17 protein-coding genes are annotated in these 17,834 nt (G+C 64.0%); 4 read left to right on the plus strand and 13 right to left on the minus strand.

The window, feature by feature from the left end; all coding sequences use genetic code 11:
* Position 1: 1 nt before the first annotated feature.
* Genes ABDJ85_RS14295 through ABDJ85_RS14315 form a run of 5 tightly spaced genes read right to left on the minus strand, consistent with a single transcriptional unit; the run spans position 2 to position 5,106 of the window.
* On the minus strand, positions 2 to 2,173 hold the full coding sequence (locus tag ABDJ85_RS14295; RefSeq protein ID WP_430765557.1) for a type IV pilus secretin PilQ: 2,172 nt from the start codon (positions 2,171 to 2,173) through the stop codon (positions 2 to 4).
* A 14-nt stretch (positions 2,174 to 2,187) separates the two neighbouring features.
* Positions 2,188 to 2,727 carry a pilus assembly protein PilP gene (locus ABDJ85_RS14300; RefSeq protein ID WP_347705462.1) on the minus strand — a complete coding sequence of 180 codons (540 nt, stop codon included), beginning with the start codon at positions 2,725 to 2,727 and terminating at the stop codon, positions 2,188 to 2,190.
* On the minus strand, positions 2,724 to 3,416 hold the full coding sequence (locus tag ABDJ85_RS14305; protein WP_347705463.1) for a type IV pilus inner membrane component PilO: 693 nt from the start codon (positions 3,414 to 3,416) through the stop codon (positions 2,724 to 2,726). The genes ABDJ85_RS14300 and ABDJ85_RS14305 overlap by 4 nt, the downstream gene beginning before the upstream one ends.
* A gap of 2 nt (positions 3,417 to 3,418) precedes the next feature.
* On the minus strand, positions 3,419 to 4,030 hold the full coding sequence (locus ABDJ85_RS14310; protein WP_347705464.1) for a PilN domain-containing protein: 612 nt from the start codon (positions 4,028 to 4,030) through the stop codon (positions 3,419 to 3,421).
* Positions 4,027 to 5,106 carry a pilus assembly protein PilM gene (locus tag ABDJ85_RS14315; protein ID WP_347705465.1) on the minus strand — a complete coding sequence of 360 codons (1,080 nt, stop codon included), beginning with the start codon at positions 5,104 to 5,106 and terminating at the stop codon, positions 4,027 to 4,029. Before ABDJ85_RS14315 ends, ABDJ85_RS14310 begins: the two co-directional genes overlap by 4 nt.
* 288 nt (positions 5,107 to 5,394) lie before the next feature.
* Between ABDJ85_RS14315 and ABDJ85_RS14320 the strand changes: the two genes are divergently transcribed.
* Complete coding sequence (locus tag ABDJ85_RS14320; RefSeq protein ID WP_430765551.1) at positions 5,395 to 7,758, plus strand: penicillin-binding protein 1A; 2,364 nt, start codon at positions 5,395 to 5,397, stop codon at positions 7,756 to 7,758.
* Here the strand turns inward: ABDJ85_RS14320 and cyaY are convergent.
* Complete coding sequence (cyaY, locus tag ABDJ85_RS14325) at positions 7,748 to 8,089, minus strand: iron donor protein CyaY (protein ID WP_347705466.1); 342 nt, start codon at positions 8,087 to 8,089, stop codon at positions 7,748 to 7,750. The genes ABDJ85_RS14320 and cyaY overlap by 11 nt on opposite strands.
* A gap of 9 nt (positions 8,090 to 8,098) precedes the next feature.
* On the opposite strand from cyaY, the gene lptM reads away from it, so the two are divergent.
* A complete protein-coding gene (lptM, locus tag ABDJ85_RS20350; RefSeq protein WP_430765552.1) occupies positions 8,099 to 8,227 on the plus strand; it encodes an LPS translocon maturation chaperone LptM in 129 nt (42 codons plus the stop codon).
* Between the two features lie 23 nt (positions 8,228 to 8,250).
* On the opposite strand, the gene ABDJ85_RS14330 is transcribed toward lptM, so the two are convergent.
* From ABDJ85_RS14330 to ABDJ85_RS14355, 6 genes are all read right to left on the minus strand, one after another.
* The gene (locus ABDJ85_RS14330) at positions 8,251 to 9,309 is read right to left on the minus strand and encodes an ABC transporter ATP-binding protein (RefSeq protein WP_347705467.1); all 1,059 of its coding nucleotides are present in this window, start codon (positions 9,307 to 9,309) and stop codon (positions 8,251 to 8,253) included.
* On the minus strand, positions 9,306 to 10,328 hold the full coding sequence (locus ABDJ85_RS14335; RefSeq protein ID WP_347705468.1) for an ABC transporter ATP-binding protein: 1,023 nt from the start codon (positions 10,326 to 10,328) through the stop codon (positions 9,306 to 9,308). The genes ABDJ85_RS14330 and ABDJ85_RS14335 overlap by 4 nt, the downstream gene beginning before the upstream one ends.
* The gene (locus tag ABDJ85_RS14340; protein WP_347705469.1) at positions 10,325 to 11,245 is read right to left on the minus strand and encodes an ABC transporter permease; all 921 of its coding nucleotides are present in this window, start codon (positions 11,243 to 11,245) and stop codon (positions 10,325 to 10,327) included. The genes ABDJ85_RS14335 and ABDJ85_RS14340 overlap by 4 nt, the downstream gene beginning before the upstream one ends.
* Before the next feature lie 7 nt (positions 11,246 to 11,252).
* On the minus strand, positions 11,253 to 12,230 hold the full coding sequence (locus ABDJ85_RS14345; protein WP_347705470.1) for an ABC transporter permease: 978 nt from the start codon (positions 12,228 to 12,230) through the stop codon (positions 11,253 to 11,255).
* 111 nt (positions 12,231 to 12,341) lie between these two features.
* The gene (locus ABDJ85_RS14350) at positions 12,342 to 13,430 is read right to left on the minus strand and encodes a porin (RefSeq protein WP_347705471.1); all 1,089 of its coding nucleotides are present in this window, start codon (positions 13,428 to 13,430) and stop codon (positions 12,342 to 12,344) included.
* A gap of 159 nt (positions 13,431 to 13,589) precedes the next feature.
* Positions 13,590 to 14,639 carry a porin gene (locus ABDJ85_RS14355; RefSeq protein WP_347705472.1) on the minus strand — a complete coding sequence of 350 codons (1,050 nt, stop codon included), beginning with the start codon at positions 14,637 to 14,639 and terminating at the stop codon, positions 13,590 to 13,592.
* A gap of 166 nt (positions 14,640 to 14,805) precedes the next feature.
* Here ABDJ85_RS14355 and coq7 point away from each other — a divergent pair, with 166 nt between their 5' ends.
* Positions 14,806 to 15,444: a 2-polyprenyl-3-methyl-6-methoxy-1,4-benzoquinone monooxygenase gene (gene coq7, locus ABDJ85_RS14360; RefSeq protein ID WP_347705473.1), complete on the plus strand. Its 639-nt coding sequence runs from the start codon at positions 14,806 to 14,808 to the stop codon at positions 15,442 to 15,444.
* A gap of 2 nt (positions 15,445 to 15,446) precedes the next feature.
* On the opposite strand, the gene ABDJ85_RS14365 is transcribed toward coq7, so the two are convergent.
* On the minus strand, positions 15,447 to 15,878 hold the full coding sequence (locus ABDJ85_RS14365) for an OsmC family protein (RefSeq protein WP_347705474.1): 432 nt from the start codon (positions 15,876 to 15,878) through the stop codon (positions 15,447 to 15,449).
* Positions 15,879 to 16,171: 293 nt separating this feature from the next.
* Between ABDJ85_RS14365 and ilvA the strand changes: the two genes are divergently transcribed.
* Positions 16,172 to 17,746 carry a threonine ammonia-lyase, biosynthetic gene (gene ilvA / locus ABDJ85_RS14370; protein ID WP_347705475.1) on the plus strand — a complete coding sequence of 525 codons (1,575 nt, stop codon included), beginning with the start codon at positions 16,172 to 16,174 and terminating at the stop codon, positions 17,744 to 17,746.
* Positions 17,747 to 17,834 lie beyond the last annotated feature (88 nt).

Genomic DNA, 17,834 nt, shown 5'->3' on the forward strand with positions numbered 1-17,834 from the left:
CTCAGCGCACCTGGGCCCGCTCGCTCACAACTTTGGGGGTCAGAAAGATCAGCAACTCAGTCTTTGACTGAGTGCGCACTTTGTTCTTGAACAGATTGCCGACCACCGGCACATCACCCAGCAGCGGGACCTTGTTCACGGTTTCGCTCTCGTCCTGCGTGTAGATACCGCCAATCACGACGGTGCCGCCGTTTTCGACCAAAACCTGCGTCTTCACATGCTTGGTGTTGATGGCGAAGCCTTGTGGAGTCAGGGTGCCACGGCTGTCCTTGTTGACGTCGACGTCGAGGATCACATTGCCCTCCGGCGTGATCTGCGGCGTCACCTCCAGCTTGAGGTTGGCCTTGCGGAACTGGATGGACGTTGCACCACTCGCGGTCGCCACCTGGTAGGGGAGCTCTTCACCCTGCTCAATCAAGGCCTTGACCTGATCGGCGGTGATCACCCGCGGGCTGGAAACGATCTTGCCCTTGCCATCGGCCTCTAGCGCTGAGAGCTCCAGATTCAAGAACCGGTTGGCCGCCGCGCTGAAGAGTGACAGCGCAAAGTTGGTAGCGTTGGCGCCGCCAAAGGCGTCCGACGACACGTTGGCCGGCAGGTTCACGAACTGGGTGTTGTTGTAGCCCGGGTCCGTGGCGTTCTGGCCGGTCTGCCAACCGACGAGGTTGTAGTTACTGCCGACGGTCACGTAGTTGTTGCCGCTCAGGTTGTAGCCCGGGATGCCCCCAGCGCGACCACGCGCGTCATACGCGCCAAGTTTCACACCCAAGGACCGCCCGAATCGATCATTGGCCTCAACGATGCGCGCCTCGATCAGCACCTGGCGGACCGGCACGTCGATCTTGGCGATCATGGCCGTGATCTCTTCGAGCTTGCTAGGAACGTCACTGACAAAGAGCTGGTTGGTGCGCGGCTCCGCGATGACGCTACCGCGCTGCGACAGCAAGCGCGAGGCCCCACCACTGGCGCCACCACCGCCGCCACCGCCTTGACCCTGACCTGTCAGGCCCTTGGCGATTTCTTCGGCCTTCACATAGTTGAGTTGGAAAGCTTGGCTGCGAACGGGCTCAAGCTGCGCAATTGCAGCCTTGGACTCCAGCTCCATCTTTTCCTTGGCGGCCAGCTCGTCCTTCGGTGCGATCCACAGCACGTTGCCGGACTTCTTCAGCCCCAAGCCCTTGGCCTGCATGATGATGTCAAGCGCCTGGTCCCAAGGCACATCCTTCAGCCGCAAGGTCACGCTGCCGGTGACGGTGTCCGAGGTCACGACGTTGAAGTTGGTGAAGTCCGCAATCACCTGCAGCAGGGCGCGCACTTCGATGTTCTGGAAGTTCAGCGACAGCTTGTCGCCCGCATAGCCGGGTCCTTGCGTCAGCTTGTTCGGATCGACCTTTTGCGGGCGCACCTCCAACACGAACTGGTTATCGCTCTGATAGGCCGAGTGCTCCCAGTTGCCCTTGGGATCGACCACCATGCGAACCTTGTCACCGACCTGGGTGGTCGTGATCAGTTGCACCGGTGTGCCAAAGTCAGTCACATCCAGCTTGCGGCGCAGGTTTTCGGGCAAGCGCGACCGCAAGAACTCCACGACGAGCGACTGGCCCTGCTGCTGAATGTCGACACCGACCTGGTTGCTCGGCAGATTCACCACCACGCGGCCCGCACCATCCGGCCCACGACGGAAATCCACGTCGGTGAGCGACTGCGGTGCGTTGTTCATCGGCTGAGCAAAGTGCACCGGCTCCGCTGCCGAGGCCACCGGCACAGCGGCGCCACCCGCATCCAACACCAGCACCAAGGCACTGCCTTGCAGTTCCGCACGATAGGCAGAGGCTTGCCGCAGGTTCAACACCAAGCGCGCGCGTTCGTCGGACTGCGCGATCGCGGCGGACCGAAGATTGCCTTGGTTGATCTCGATGAGGTTGCGCCCCATGCCGTTGACCACGCCCGGCAGGTCGATGGCAATGCGCGGAGGCGTTTGAACCGTAAAGCCACGCGGCACTGCGGCCAGAGGCTCACTCAACTCGATGCGCACAACCTCGACGCCCGCCTGCTGCGTGCTGTTGATCGAACGAACCTGGTTCTGTGCCCAGACAGCCTGCGCCGCCATGACTGCGACCAAGCCAATAGCCCATCCACGCCAAGCGCCCATCGGCTTGTTCTCCTGATGCATTGCAGCTGTGTTCTTCATCGTCCCTTCTCCTGGAGTTGGAGGGTACTGGTGCGTTCAATCCATTCGCCCGCAGCGTCCTGGACGACTTCTCTCAAGGTGATCGCGGTCTCAGAGATCTTCGTGATGCGACCGAAGTTCTGGCCCAAGTAGTTGCCCACCGAAACCTTGAAGGTCTGGTTGTCCACGCGCAGCAGCGCGTAAGCCTTCTTTTCCTCAGCGCGGAACATCCAGCCGATCATGCTCATGCTGTCGAGGGGGAACTGTTCCAGCTCCTCCTTGCGACGGTTGATCTCGGCCGTCAGCAGCGAGTTGGGCTGCACGGCCTCCTGCTTGATCGCCACGCTCAGCTTTTGTGGGCTGAACGGGTCGACGCCGGCGCCCGCCTCATAGGGCTGTGGCAGGAATTTCTTGGGCGGCAGCAGCGGCGTGACAGTCGCCTTGACTTCCCGATGCTGCTGCTCCATCCACTGGCGCAATTCATCCACGTCTGCACTACAGCCCGCAAGCAAGGCCAGCACCGCCACACCCACCAAAGTCCAGGAGCGCTTGATCATTTCTTGGCCCCCGTCTTGGCATCCTTGGCCGCGGCCTTCTTCTGTTCCGCCACTTCTGCGGTGTCGAGGTAGCGATAGGTACGCGCGATGGCTTCCATGGTCAGCGGCGCATTCGGGTCCTTGGCCGCCGGAGCCAACAGCACGATGTTGTTCAGCGTCACGATGCGCGAGAGGTTGGAGACGTCCGCAGCGAAGGACCCGATGTCGTGATACCGCCCCGACACCTTCACGGCGATGGGCAGCTCGGCGTAATAGTCCTTCACCACGACCTGCCCTGGCCTGAAGAGCTCGAACTGCAGGCTACGCCCGATGCCCGACTGGTTGATGTCAGTCATCAGGGAATCGATCTCGGCTTTGCCGGGCAGTTGCTTCTCCAACTGGGTGACGTACTCCTCGACCTGACTCTTTTGCTTGCGCAACTCGGGCAGGTTGACCGCCTGTGCGAGCTTGGCCGAGTAGTCCGAGCGCAGTTGCGGCTCTCGGTTCTGCTCGGCTTCCAGCGCAGCCTGCTCGTCAGCCAGCACGAGCACATAGCCCACCACAACAGCCACCACCATCACGGCAAACGCCGTGGCCAGCTTGGGCAACAGCGGCCATTGACCGGGCTCCTTGGGATTCAGCCCCCGGAACTGATCGCCGGCGGACTGCAGCCAAGTCTTCAGATTCTGCGGATTGGAAGACTCTGCCATGTTCAGCTCTTCTTGGGAGAGGCCGCGCCAGGCGCACCGGGTGCCGGCTCACGGGCTGGCGCCTTGATGGAGACCCGAAGCGAGAACTCGAACAGCCGCTTCTGGTCGCGGCTGTTGGTCGTCACCGCTGCCACCTTGCTTTCGATCAACTCGGGCCGCTCCAGCCATTCGGAGTTGCGCGACAAGTTGCGCAGCAGTTCAGACACGCGCTCCATCGTCTGCGCCATGCCGCCCACGGTGACGATCTTGTCGGACTGACGGATGCTGGTCAGGAACACGCCCTCGGGTGTCAGACGTGCCAGATCGTTCAGCAGCAGCACCGGCGTGTTGCGATCGGTCTGCAGATCTTCGACCGCGCGCTGGCGCGCCTTCAGCGCTTCAATCTCAGACTTCAGGTTGGCGATGTCCTTGATCTGGGACTCCAGCCGCGAGATCTCGCTGCTGATGTATTGGTTTCGCCGCTGCTGCTCGGTCGTCAGGAAGGTGAGCAGCAGATAGATGGCGACCACGATGCCCGCGCCGATAGCCGCCGCGACTCCCAGAGACACAAAGAACGCGGCACGCCGCCGCTTGCGCCGCTCCTCGCGGTACGGAAGCAGGTTGATCAAAATCACTGGTGGAACCTCCGCATCGCCAGGCCACAAGCCGTGAGATACGACGGAGCCTCCCGCCGCATGCGTGACTCACGCACCGCGGAACCGACACCCATGTTCTCGAAAGGATTGACCACCATGCAGGCAAAGCCCGTGAGGTCCGTGACCCGGTCTTTCAGGCTGGGCAAGGTCGCCGTACCACCCGCCAGCATCACGTAGTGCACCTTGTGGTGCGGCGTGCTGGTGAAGAAGTACTGAAGCGCGCGCCCGATCTCCTGGGAAAGCGTGTCCACGAAGGGGTTCAGCACCGAGGTCTCGTAATCCTCCGGCAAATCGTTGGCCAGCTTCTTTTGCTCAGCTTCTTCAAACGAGAAGCCGTACTGACGAGAAATCAATTGCGTCAGCTGCGAACCGCCAAACGACTGATCACGGTCATAGAGCAGTTCGTCATTGCGTAGCACTTTCAGGCTGGTGGTATCGCTGCCAATCTCGAACAGCGCCACCAGCGCATCGCGCCCCTCGCTGGGCAGGGTTTCGATCAACCGCCCCATCGCCGTACGCGTGGCGTGCGACTCGACATCCAGCACCACAGGCCGCAGGCCGGCCGCCTCGGCCAAGCCCTGACGGTCTTGCACACGGTCTTTGCGTGACGCGGCAATCAGCACCTCCACATCGCCGGCCGACGTCGGACTCGGGCCAATGACGCAGAAATCGAGGCTCACCTCATCCAGCGAGAACGGGATGTACTGGTTGGCTTCAGCCTCAACCTGCAACTCCAGCTCTTCTTCGCGCAGACCGGCGGGAAGCATGATCTTCTTGGTGATCACCGCAGATTGCGGCATCGCCAGGGCGACTTCGCGGGTCCGGGTGCCGCTGCGTGAAACCACACGCCGCACCGCCTCAGCGACCTCGTCGAACTTCTCGATTTGCCCGTCCGCAATCCAGCCCTTTTCAAAGGGTTCACTGGCAAAGCGTTCGAGCACCAATTCCCCATTGTTGGACTGACTCAGTTCGACCAGCTTCACGCTGGAAGAGCTGATATCCAGTCCAATCATGGGCGGGTGCTTGCGACCCAGCAGGATGTCGAGGATTCCCATGCCCTTTGTTCCCCGAGGAGAAAATCCCCTCGGACTATTAATAAGTTACTTGAATGCTAGCAGCAAAGCCCTTGATGCCGAACACGAATTCGGCGCTCGAAAGTAACACCACGTTGCGAAACATACACGTCAAGGGCAAGCCCTGATCCTCTGAATACCCCGTGCTGCAACACAGCGAGAGCTTGTTCACGATTTCTATAATCCCAACCAGCAACGCGCCCGCCCAACATCGTCTTCTCGACATTGGGTGCAGCCTTGAAGGTTTGGCAGCGACTGACATTTCGGCCCATGACTGCCTCCTCCCCCTCCGGCGCGACTGACGCCCCCGCCTCACACGCGCTGCGTACCGCCACCCAACGAGCCCTGGCGTGGCTGGGCATGCTGGTGCTGGGCGGCGCGTTGGGTGTTGCGCTGCTGGTGGGATTGGCCCTGGCCTTGGTCTACCCCCGACTGCCAGACATCGGCGGCTTGACCGACTACCAGCCCAAGCTACCCATGCGCATCCTCTCGCGCGACGGGCAACTGCTGGGTGAATTTGGCGAAGAACGGCGCTCCTACCTGCCGATCGAAGAGATCCCCAAAGTGATGCAGGAGGCCGTCCTGGCCATCGAGGACGCCCGTTTCTATCAACATGGCGGCGTGGACTACCTGGGCGTGCTGCGCGCGGGGCTGGCCAATATCGGCGAGTCCCGCAGCCAGGGCGCCTCCACCATCACGATGCAGGTGGCGCGCAACTTCTACCTGTCGACCGAGAAAACCTTCACCCGCAAGATCTACGAAATCCTGCTCGCGCTCAAGATCGAATCAGCGCTGCCCAAGGACAGGATCCTTGAGATCTACATGAACCAGATCTTCCTCGGGCACCGCGCCTACGGGTTCGCGGCAGCCGCTGAGGTCTATTTCGGCAAGCCACTCGACAAGATCTCGCTCGCCGAGGCGGCCATGCTGGCCGGGTTGCCCAAGGCGCCGTCCGCCTACAACCCCATCAACAACCCCCGGCGCGCCACCGTGCGCCAGCAGTACATCCTCGACCGCATGTACGACACCGGCTACATCACCGAGGAGCAGCGCGACGCCGCCAAGGCCGAGCGCCTGCGCTACCGCGTGGTGACCATTGACACGCCCGGACATGCCGAGTTTGCTGCAGAGACAGCCCGCCAGCTCATCTTCGGCCAGTACGGGGACGAGGCCTACACGCGCGGCATGAACGTCTACCTGACGCTCACCTCGGACGAGCAGACCGCCGCCTACCGCGCGCTGCGCCGCGGGATCATGGACTACGAGCGCCGCCAGGTCTACCGTGGGCCCGAGGCCTACGCCGACCTGCCCGCCGACCCCAAGGCCCTGGATCAGCGCGTGGCCGAACTGCTGGCCGATCACCCGGCCAACGACGAGTTGCTGGCTGCCGTCGTGCTGGAGGCTGACCCGAAAAAGGTCAGCGCCGTGCTCCAGACCGGAGAAACCATCCAGATCACCGGCGAGGGTCTGCGTCCCGCGACCTCGGGCCTGTCAGACCGCGGCAACCCCAAGACCCGCATCCGCCGGGGCGCGGTGATCCGCGTCGTCAAGGACCCCGTCAAGCCACTCTGGACGATCACCCAGCTGCCGGAAGTCGAAGGCGCCTTTGTGGCCCTGGACCCGCAAAGTGGCGAGGTCCATGCGCTGGTCGGCGGCTTTGATTACGCCAAAAGCAAGTTCAACCACGTCACCCAGGCCTGGCGCCAGCCGGGCTCCAGCTTCAAGCCCTTCATCTACTCGTCCGCCCTGGAGCGTGGCTTCACGCCCGCCACCATCGTGAACGACGCGCCGCTCTTCTTCGATGCCGGCGCCACCGGCAGCCAACCCTGGGAGCCCAAGAACTACGACGGCAAGTTCGAGGGGCCCATGCCCCTGCGCACGGCGCTGGCCAAGTCCAAGAACATGGTCTCGATCCGCGTGCTGCACTCCGTGGGCGTCAAGTACGCACAGGAGTGGATCACCCGCTTCGGCTTCGACGCCGAGAAGCACCCGGCCTACCTGACCATGGCGCTGGGTGCCGGCTCCGTCACGCCCATGCAGATGGCGCAGGGCTACGCGGTGTTCGCCAATGGGGGCTACCGCATCACGCCGCAGCTCATTGCCCGCATCACCGACAGCAAGGGCCGACAACTCTACGAGGCGCCCCAAGCCACTCAGCCCAGCGAGGACCGCCGCGCCATCGAGCCGCGCAACGCCTTCATCATGTCGCAGCTACTGCAGGAGGTGACGCGCAGCGGCACCGCCGCCCGCGCCCAGGCCACACTCAAGCGCTCCGACATCTACGGCAAGACCGGCACCACCAATGACTCGATGGACGCCTGGTTTGCCGGCTACCAGAAGGACCTGGTGGCCGTGGTCTGGATCGGTTACGACCAGCCGCGCAAGCTGGGCGACAAGGAGACCGGTGGCGGCCTGTCACTGCCAGTCTGGATCGAGTTCATGGCCCAGGCGCTGAAGAACAAGCCCCAATCCGAACTGGAGCCGCCCGAGGGCGTGGTCCACATCGGCAACGAGTGGTTCTACGACGAATACTCTGGCAAGGACGGGGTGCGTGAGCTGACCGGCGATGAAGGCATCCCGGGCACCGTCAGCGAGGAAGAGAAGAAGTCGATCCTCGACATCTTCAAGCGCTGAAGCTCAGCGCTTGCCCGGCCTGCTCCGACGCCCGCTCCGACAGCAGTGCAAAGAACTCGGCCCCGCTGCGGGTGTCGCGCCAGCAGCCGTCGTCCGCCCACTTGAAGTGATAGCCGCCCGCGCGCGCCGCCAGCCAGATTTCATGCAACGGTGGCTGCGTGTTCAACACGAGCTTGGAGCCGTTGGGCAGGCTGAGTTCCAGCATGCCGCCGGTGCGGCGCGCGTCGATGTCAACAACGTCCGCCTCCAGCAGCGCATCCGTCACCGCCTCCACGCGCGCCAGCACGGCAGAGGCCTTGGCGTGGAATTCGGCATCGCTGAGCTGAGACATACTGGCTGCATGAAGTCAAAGATTCTTGCCAGTGTAGGTCTCGCCCTGATGGCCCTGGCCGCATTGACGGCATGCGGCCAGAAAGGCCCGCTCGTGCTGCCGGACGCAAGCCCGCCGGCCTCCGCGCCCAGGCGCTGACTCGCCTCAGACTCGCCACTGACTCAGGTCCGCCCTTCCTCCACCGCGTGGCAGGCCACCCGTCTGCTTGGCGAGATCTGGCGCAGCACGGGCACTTCCGCACGGCAGCGCGGGCCGGCCAGCGCGCAGCGCGGATGGAAGGCGCAGCCACTGGGCGGCTGCATGGGGTTGGGCACCTCGCCCTCGATCGGCTGACGCGCCTGCGCACGCGGGTGCAGCTTCGGGATCGCGTCCAGCAGCAGCCGCGTGTACGGGTGCAGGGGCGCCTCGAAGAGGCTGGCCTTGTCCGCCCACTCCACCACGCGGCCCAGGTACATCACGCCGATCTCGTCCGCCATGTGGCGCACCACGGCCAGGTTGTGCGAGATGAGCAGGTAGGTCAGGCTGCGCGCTTGCTGCAGGTCGCGCATCAGGTTCAGCACCTGCGCCTGCACCGACACATCAAGCGCCGAGGTGGGTTCGTCGCAGACCAGGAACTCCGGCGACGTCGCCAAGGCCCGCGCGATCGAGATGCGCTGCCGCTGCCCACCCGAGAACTGGTGGGGGAACTTCTGTCCGTCCTGCGCCCGCAGGCCAACCGACCCCAGCAATTCAGCGACCTTGGCGTCAATCGCCTCGCGGTCGCCGAGAAGCCGGTGCTCCAGCAAGGGCTCGGCCACCGTCTGCGCCACGCGCCAACGCGGGTTCAGCGAGGCATAGGGGTCCTGGAAGATCATCTGCACGCGCCGCCGCCAGGCCTGAGCCTGCGGCTCCGTACCAAGCGCCGTGATCGGCTCGCCGCCGATCTCGACCCGCCCTCGCGTGGGCGGGAGCAGTCCCACCAGCATGCGCGCCACCGTGCTCTTGCCGCAGCCGGATTCGCCCACCAAGGCCACGGTGCTGCCGCGCCGGATGCTGAAGTCCACGCCGTCCACAGCCCGCACCAAGCGCTGTGGCGCTCCGGTCAGCTTGCGCTCAAGCCAGGGTGCCGACACATCGAAGGTCTTGCTGAGGTCCAGCGCTTGCACCAGCACGGCATCCAGAGGCGCGCTCACAGCGGCTCCTGGCAGCGGTTCAGGCGCGTGCAGACGTGCAGGACTCATGGGTGCGCTCCATCAGTCGAGATCGGATGCCAGCAAGCGCTGCGGGTGTGTGCGCCGTCCGCCAACTCCGGGCGCTCTTGATGGCAGCGCTCGCTGGCATGGGTGCAGCGCGGGTGGAAGGCACAGCCCGGCGGGATGGCATCGAGCCGCGGCATGGCGCCGTCAATCTGCGCGAGGCGCGGCCGGGTCTGGTCGGTGTCGGGGATGGAGGCCATCAGCCCTGCGGTGTACGGATGGCTGGGCCGGTGAATCACCTCGGCCACCGGCCCCATCTCCACGATGCGCCCGGCGTACATCACGGCCACACGGTCGCAGGTTTCTGCGATCACGCCCATGTCGTGGGTGATAAGGAGCACCGCCGTGCCCTGCTCGCGGCACAAGCCCCGCAGCAGCGCCATGATCTGCGCCTGGGTCGATACATCGAGGGCCGTGGTTGGCTCGTCGGCCACCACCAGCTTGGGCCCAGCCGCCAATGCGAGCGCAATCACCACCCGCTGCCGCATGCCACCTGACAGCTGATGCGGGTACTGGCCGAGCCGGGCCTCGGCCGCTGGAATGCCGGTGGCCTGAAGCAGCGACAGTGCTCGCGCGCGTGCGGCCGCGGCATCCAAGGGCAAATGGGTGCGGATCGTCTCCACCAACTGATCGCCGATCTTGATCAGCGGGTTCAGCGAGGTCAGTGGGTCCTGGAACACCGCGCCGATCTCGCGGCCACGTATGTGGCGCCACTCAGCCTCGGGCAGCGCGTCGAGCCGGCGCCCGAGCCAATGGATCTCGCCCGCACTGACGCGCCCCGGTGGGTCGAGCAGGCCGATGAGGGCTGCGCCGGTGAGTGACTTGCCCGCCCCGGACTCCCCCACCACGCCCAACACCTCGCCGGCCTGCACGTCGAAGCTCACGCCATCCAGCGCCCGCAGCGTGCCCCGCCGCGATGCAAAGTCCACGCACAGACCGCGCACGCTCAGCAAAGGCTGGGGCGCAGCGGCGGCCGGGGTGTTGGCTTGATCCGTGGTGCTCATAGCAACTTCGGGTTCAGCGCATCGCGCAGCCAATCGCCCAGCAGGTTCACGCTCAAGGCAATCAGGACGAGCATGAGCCCGGGCCAGATCGTGATCCACCACTCGCCGGAGAACAGGAAGTCGTTGCCCACCCGGATCAGCGTGCCGAGAGACGGGCTGGTGGGCGGCACCCCCACGCCCAGGAAAGACAGCGTCGCCTCAGTGAGGATGGCCGAGGCCACCTGGATGGTGGCCAGCACCAGCACCGGGCCCAGGACATTGGGCAGCACATGGCGGCGCATGATGCGCAGCGGACTGACGCCGATCAGGCGCGCGGCCTGCACGTATTCGCGGTCCCGCTCAGCCAGAGTGCTGCCGCGCACCGTCCGCGCGTACTGCGCCCATTCCCTGAGCCCGATGGACAGGATCAACACCACAAAGGCCAGGCTGTCATGCCCGCCACCTTGGGCCGCCAGCAGCGCCCGCCCCAAGCCATCGATGAGCAAAGCAATCAGGATCGACGGGAAGGACAGCACCACATCGCACAGCCGCATCAACACCGCATCCAGACGCCCGCCCACATAGCCTGCCAGCAAGCCGGCACTCACCCCCACCACCATCGACAGCAACACCGCCGCACAGCCCACCGCGAGCGAGATGCGGGCGCCATACATGATGGCCGACAGCAAATCCCGCCCTTGGTCATCCGTGCCCAACAGGTATTTGGCGCTGCCGCCGTCCAGCCATGCCGGCGGCAATCGGGCGTCCAGCAGGTCGAGGCTCGCCAGATCGAACGGATCATGCGGCGCCAACCACGGCGCCAGCACCGCCATGGCCATGCACAACAGCGCCAGCACGGCAGCGGCCATCGCCAGCGGCGAGCCGCAAAAGCTCTGCCACAGCTCGCTCTCGGCCCAGCGCTCACGCCATCCGCGCATCACCGCTTCACGCCTTCGCCCGGTCCGCGCGCAAACGCGGGTCGAGCGCAAAGTAGCTGAGGTCCACGACCAGGTTGATCGTGACGAAGATCAACGCGATGAGGCACAGGTAGGCCGCCATCACCGGCACATCGGCGAACTGCACCGCCTGGATGAACAGCAGGCCCATCCCCGGCCATTGAAAGACTGTCTCGGTGATGATCGAGAACGCGATCAGCGAGCCCAGTTGCAGGCCCATCACGGTCACGACCGGGATCAGCGCGTTGCGCAGCGCATGGCGCAGCAGGATCGTCCCCTGCGACAAGCCACGGGCGCGCGCAAAACGGATGTAATCCGCCCGCAGCACTTCCAGCAACTCAGCCCGCACCAGGCGCACGATCAGTGCCAACTGAAAGACCGACAAGGTCGCCGCCGGCAGGATCAGATGCCGCCAGCCGTCGAGGCTCAACAAACCCGTCGTCCAGCCCCCCAAGGCCACCACCTCACCCCGGCCAAAGCTCGGCAGCCACTTCAGGTGAACCGAAAAGCCAAGGATGAGCAGGATGCCGATCAGGAAAGTGGGCAAGGACACCCCCAGCAGCGAGATCGACATCACCACCTGCGCACTCGGCTTGCCCCGCCGCAATGCGGCCAGCATCCCAAGCGGCAGGCCCAAACTCACCGCCAGCACAGCGGCCGCCAGCGCCAACTCGAGTGTTGCCGGGAAGCGCTCCGCCAGCAGCTCGGCCACGCGACGCCCCTGCCGCAGGCTGACGCCAAACTCGCCCTGAACCGCCTGCCCAACAAAGTGCGCGAACTGCACCGGAAAGGCGCGGTCCAGTCCAAGGCTGCTGCGCAAGGCCGTTCGCTGCGCTTCCGTCGCGTCCTGGCCAAGCAGGTTGGTGACGGGATCGCCGACGTACTGGAACAAGGCAAACGCCACAAAGGCCACGGCCAGCATCACGGCAGCCGCCTGGCTCACTCGGCGAAGAACAAAGGCCCACATCGGCAGTCAACAAAGTCCAGGGACTCGATGGTCGCCAGCCTAACCGCACGGAGCCAGCCCCAAAACAAAAAGGGCCGCTTGCGCGGCCCTTGAGACATTCGCTGACGCGAATCAGAAACGGTGACGCAGACCCAGGGTCACGCCAGTGCGCTTCGAAGCGCCATTGGCGAAGCGGGCAACACCAGCGCTGTTGAAGCTCGAAGAATCCGCTTCGAGATAGGCGTCAGTGCGCTTCGAGAACGCGTAGTCAGCAACTGCCGACCAAAGCGTAAGCTTGCTCTTCGCGCGGCCAGCCGTTTGCGGCGTCTGATCAACCAGATACAGGCTGGTACCCAAGTTCAGCTGAGGAGTCAGTTGGTAAGAGACACCGGCTTGGAACATATTGCGCTTCGACACGTCGTTCGTGAGCGCGTTGTAAGCCGCGCCACCCGCGTTGGCACCGAGAGAGCCGGTAATGCTTGCTTGCAACAAGCTGCCCGTATCAAACTTGTTAGTCGCATACACCACGTTCCAGTGCGCAGGACCAGCCGTGTAGGTCGCTCCAACGATGGTGGCGGTGGCCTTCTTGCCCGAGCTATCGGTCACGCCGAGATAGGTACCAACAACAGCGAACGGGCCGGACGCGTACTTCAACAGGCCACCTGCGCTCTTGTTGTTAGTAGTGGCTTCGCCAGCACTCAGCTGCAGCGAGCCAGAGAGACCGCCCGAAGCGAAGCTGTACTTCACCATGTTGTCCTGGCGAGCACCCAGGGTCATGCCAAGTTCAGGTTTGAAGATTTCAGCGAAGGGGGAATACTTGTAGGACGCCAGCGTCGCGGCGTAGGCATCGAACAGCACGTTGTACTGACGGCCCAGGCGGACAATGCCTGCATTGGTTTGCAAACCAACCCAGGCTTGGCGCCAAAAGTCATTCACACCGCTCGCGTTGACGGACGAGGGGACACCAGTGTCCGAGTTCAGGCGGTGCTCAATATTTGCCAGCGCCTTCATGCCACCGCCCATATCTTCGGTGACATTGATACCCAGTCGGCTTTGCGACATACCGCCGGGAATCAGTTGGCGCTGAGAAGTACCAGCATTGGCATTGGAGGTATAGCGAATACCCGCGTCCATGATGCCGTAGAGGGTCACGCTCGACTGCGCCCATGCAGCCGAAGTGCTGGCGGCCAGAACTGCCAAGGCCAATGAAGCTTTTTTCATCAAATGTCTCCTGGTAGGAAGAATGGCGAACCGGCTTATTGTGATCTATCGAAGTACCTGCGATTCCAGGCTGTTGCGCGCCGCCCACATTCCAGGAGTGCTGCGCGGCAGTGTCGGGGCTTGGCGAAAGCCGCGCCCTGACACCGCCGGCCGCCAGGATCAGAAGCTGTGACGCAGGCCCAGATCAAAGCCGCTGGACTTCTGTCCGGCGGTGACTGCAGGCGAGTTCGTCACAGAGAACTGGCCCTTGCCGTTGTTCTCGATCTGGCTGTAAGTCGTGTAGATCGCCGTGCGCTTGGACAGGTTGTAGAGGTAGCCCAGCGCGAACAGCTTGGCGTCGCCCACGCCGGCCAGTGCCTCGGCCGCCGCGTTGGCCTTGGCGTCGGTGTAACCCGCCGTAATCTGGCCTTGCCCAATTGGCACGATAAGGCCGATGGTGGTAAGGCTCTGCTTGCGATCCAGGTACTTGGTCTCGCCCAGATTCAGTTGCAGCTTGGCTGCACCGAAGTCGTACGCCGCACCAAACACGGTCATGGTGAACTTCTGCTGCAGCGCGCTGGTGGTGCTGTCGTAGCCCAGCCCCAAGTTCAAGCCGCCTTGCTTGAAGCCAAAGCGGAAGCCTTGCATCTTCTTGCCGCCTGAGCTGGTGTTCGTGCTGGGCGACGCGGCCACGTTCGAACCCTCGCCAGCAGCCAGGTCGATCGAACCATAGAAGCCACCAAGATTGCCAGGCAGCACGTAGTTGATCTGGTTGTCGGCGCGGTTCAAGGTGTCCACATTGCTGCCCAGGCCGTTGTAGAGGCGCGAAACGTCACCCAGGCCGGTGGTACCGAAGGGATCGAAGTCGTCCAGGTGCAGGCGCGCCGAGGTCTTGCCGCGCCCCAGGCGCAGCTCGCCAAAGTTGCCCATCAGGCTGACGCTGGAACGCCGGTTCCAGAAACGCAGTGCGTCTCCCTGCGCGCCCGTGTCCGTCGCCACAGCGGCTTCGATCCAAAAGCCGGCCTTCAGGCCGCCGCCCAGATCCTCAACGCCACGAAAGCCCAGCCGGCTGCTGGACAGGCCATCGCTGCCCAGCGACTTGAGCGTCTTGCCGCTGGACTTGGTGTAGCGTGCGGCCGCATCCAGCACACCGAACACCGTCACGCTGGACTGCGCCGCAGCCGTGAGGGACACAAGCATGGCCGCCAAGGCCACCGCAGACTTTTTCATTTGAATGCTCCGAAAGTTCATGGAAACTGCCTCGCGAAACCCTCGCCCCGCAGCAACCCAGTCATTCGAGCAGTCGAATGTGACAAGCTGATCTCACGGCGCCCTGCCGTGCCCTGCTGTCGGCACATCGCCACGTCACACAACCGTCATCCAGCTTCGCTTAAGCATGCAGCGCCGCCATACCCGTATCGACGAGCTTTGCATCGGGCTCGACAACGGCCTTCGCACCCTGTTCGCGCGGGCACACGCCGCACGGCGGTCCCCTGCGGCCGATTTGCCTGAGCCAGCATTGACCGAGGCGGAACGGCAGACCTCCGCCGCGCTGATGCGCGTCAACCACGTGGGGGAGGTGTGCGCGCAAGCGCTTTATCAGTCGCAGGCATTGTGGTCACGGGACGGCGCACATGCTGCCCACTTCCGTGCGGCGGCGGCCGACGAGTGGGACCACCTCGCGTGGACGGCGGACCGGGTTCATCGCCTGCAGGGGCACACCAGCTACCTGAATCCACTGTGGTGGGGCGGCGCCTTCGCTATCGGCAGCCTGGCCGGACTGGCCGGCGACCGCTGGAGCCTGGGCTTTGTGATCGAGACCGAACGCCAGGTTGAAGCCCACCTGGCCAGCCACCTCGACCGTCTGCCTGCGGCCGACCTGCCCTCGCGGGCCATCGTTGACGTGATGAAGGCCGAAGAGGCCGAACACGCCGCCACGGCAGCCAGGGCCGGAGGAGAGACGCTGCCAGCCCCTGTCCAGCAGGCCATGCGTCTGGCGGCCAAGGTGATGACCTCGGTCGCCCACTATCTCTAAGCTCAGACCTCTTCGATTTCGAACGAAGTCGTGATGGCGGCCGTCTTGTCCAGCATGGCGGTGGCCGAGCAGTATTTTTCGTGCGAGAGCGCAATGGCACGCTGGACCGACTCGGGCTTCAGCGCCCGGCCAGTGACCTTGAAATGCAGGTGGATGGCCGTGAAGACTTTGGGATCGGTCGTGGCTCGCTCGGCCTTCAAGCTGACTTGGCAGTCGCGCACGTCCTGACGACCACGCTGCAGGATCAGCACGACATCAAAAGCCGTGCAGCCACCAGCGCCAGCCAGCAGCATTTCCATCGGGCGCGCGGCCAAGTTGTTACCACCGGCTTCCGGCGCGCCGTCCATCTGCAGCAGATGCCCGCTGCCGGTCGTCGCCACAAAGGTCATGCCGCTCGGGCCACCCTTGCCCATCCACTGAACCTTGCATTCCATCGCGGTCTAGAGCTTTTGCTCAAAAAGTTTCACAAAAGAATATTGCGGCGCAGCATACCTGCGTGGCAAACTCGAACCATGCTTTGGTCCACAGACCATTCGCATCTGGCTAAGATGTGAATCGTCTTTGGGAATTCCCAAAGCGACGTTTGTCTCCTCCACCGCCTACTGGTGGATTCAACCCGGACTCGCAAGAGTTCGGGTTTTTTTTCGCCGCAAGCCGCCTGAAGCCGGCCTAAAACCAGCGCCCCCTATGATGCCGGGCCGCCTTTCACTGCCTGGACACCACGCCCATGAGCGCCCGCTCGCGCCGCCCGTCGGCCGCCGCTGCACCAAGCAGCATCGCCCTGCTCCCCACCGCCAACAGCTACCTGCAGCGCATCCTGAATGCGCGGGTCTACGAGGTGGCCAAGGAGACACAGCTCACAGCCGCCCACAAGCTCAGCAAGCGCCTGCACAACAAGGTGTTGCTCAAGCGGGAGGATGAGCAGGCCGTCTTCAGCTTCAAGCTGCGCGGGGCCTACAACAAGATGGCGCACCTGACCGAGGCCCAGCGCGCCAAGGGCGTCATTTGCGCTTCCGCCGGCAACCATGCTCAGGGCGTTGCGTTGTCAGCCAAGCGGCTGGGCTGCCGCGCTGTGATCGTGATGCCGGTCACCACGCCCCAGGTGAAGGTGCAAGCGGTGGCTGCGCTGGGCGGCGAAGTCGTGCTGCACGGCGAGAGCTACAACGATGCCTTTGGCCACGCCCAGCAACTGGAGCGCGCGCAGGGTCTGACCTTTGTCCACCCCTTTGATGACCCTGACGTCATTGCCGGCCAGGGCACCATTGCCATGGAGCTGCTGCGCCAGCATCCAGGCCCGATCGACGCCGTCTTCGTCGCCATTGGCGGTGGCGGGCTGATCTCAGGGGTGTCGGCCTATATCAAGGCCTTGCGCCCGGAGATCAAGGTGATCGGGGTCCAGACCGTGGACTCCGACGCCATGCTGCGGTCCGTCAAGGCCGGCAAGCGGGTGCAACTGAGCGATGTCGGGTTGTTCGCCGACGGGACGGCTGTCAAGCTGGTGGGAGAGGAAACCTTCCGAGTGGTCAAGGAGCTGGTGGACGACTTCATCGTCGTCAACACCGACGAGGTCTGCGCGGCGATCAAGGACGTCTTCGAGGACACCCGCAGCATCCTGGAGCCCTCGGGCGCCATGAGCGTCGCAGCGCTCAAGAAGTATGTGGCCGCCACCGGCGCCAAGGGGAAGAGTCTGGTGGCCATCACCTGCGGCGCCAACATGAACTTCGACCGGCTGCGCTTCGTGGCCGAGCGCGCAGATGTGGGTGAGCAGCGCGAGGCGCTGTTCGCCGTCACCGTCCCGGAAGCGCGCGGTAGCTTCAAGCGCTTTTGCGAGCTGATCGGCAACCGCAGCGTCACCGAGTTCAACTACCGCATCGCCGACGCCAGCCAGGCCCACATCTTCGTTGGCCTGTCGATCCAGAAGCGCGAGGAGGCCGCCAAGTTGGCGCGCACCTTCAAGCGCGCCGGCTTCGAGGCCATCGACCTCACCGACGACGAGCTCGCCAAACAGCATCTGCGCCACATGGTGGGCGGACGCAGCCCCTTGGCCCAGGACGAACGGCTGCTGCGCTTTGACTTTCCGGAACGACCCGGGGCGCTAATGCGCTTCCTGTCGGCCATGCATCCGGACTGGAACATCAGCCTCTTCCACTACCGCAACCAGGGCTCGGACTACGGGCGAATCCTCGTCGGCTTGCAGGTGCCCAAGCGCGATTCCGCCGCGCTTAGTAAGTTTCTTGCGACGCTGAACTACCCTTTCGAGGACGAAACCGCCAATCCGGTCTATCGCATGTTCCTCCGTTGAGTCGAAAATGCGACCCCAGGCGGTCGGACCGCCACTGAGGCCGTTGGCTGGAGACGTTCTGCAGGCGCTGCGGCCTTGGACCGCATGG

The sequence above is a fragment of the Roseateles paludis genome, assembly GCF_039872745.1.
Classification (GTDB): domain Bacteria; phylum Pseudomonadota; class Gammaproteobacteria; order Burkholderiales; family Burkholderiaceae_C; genus Pelomonas; species Pelomonas paludis.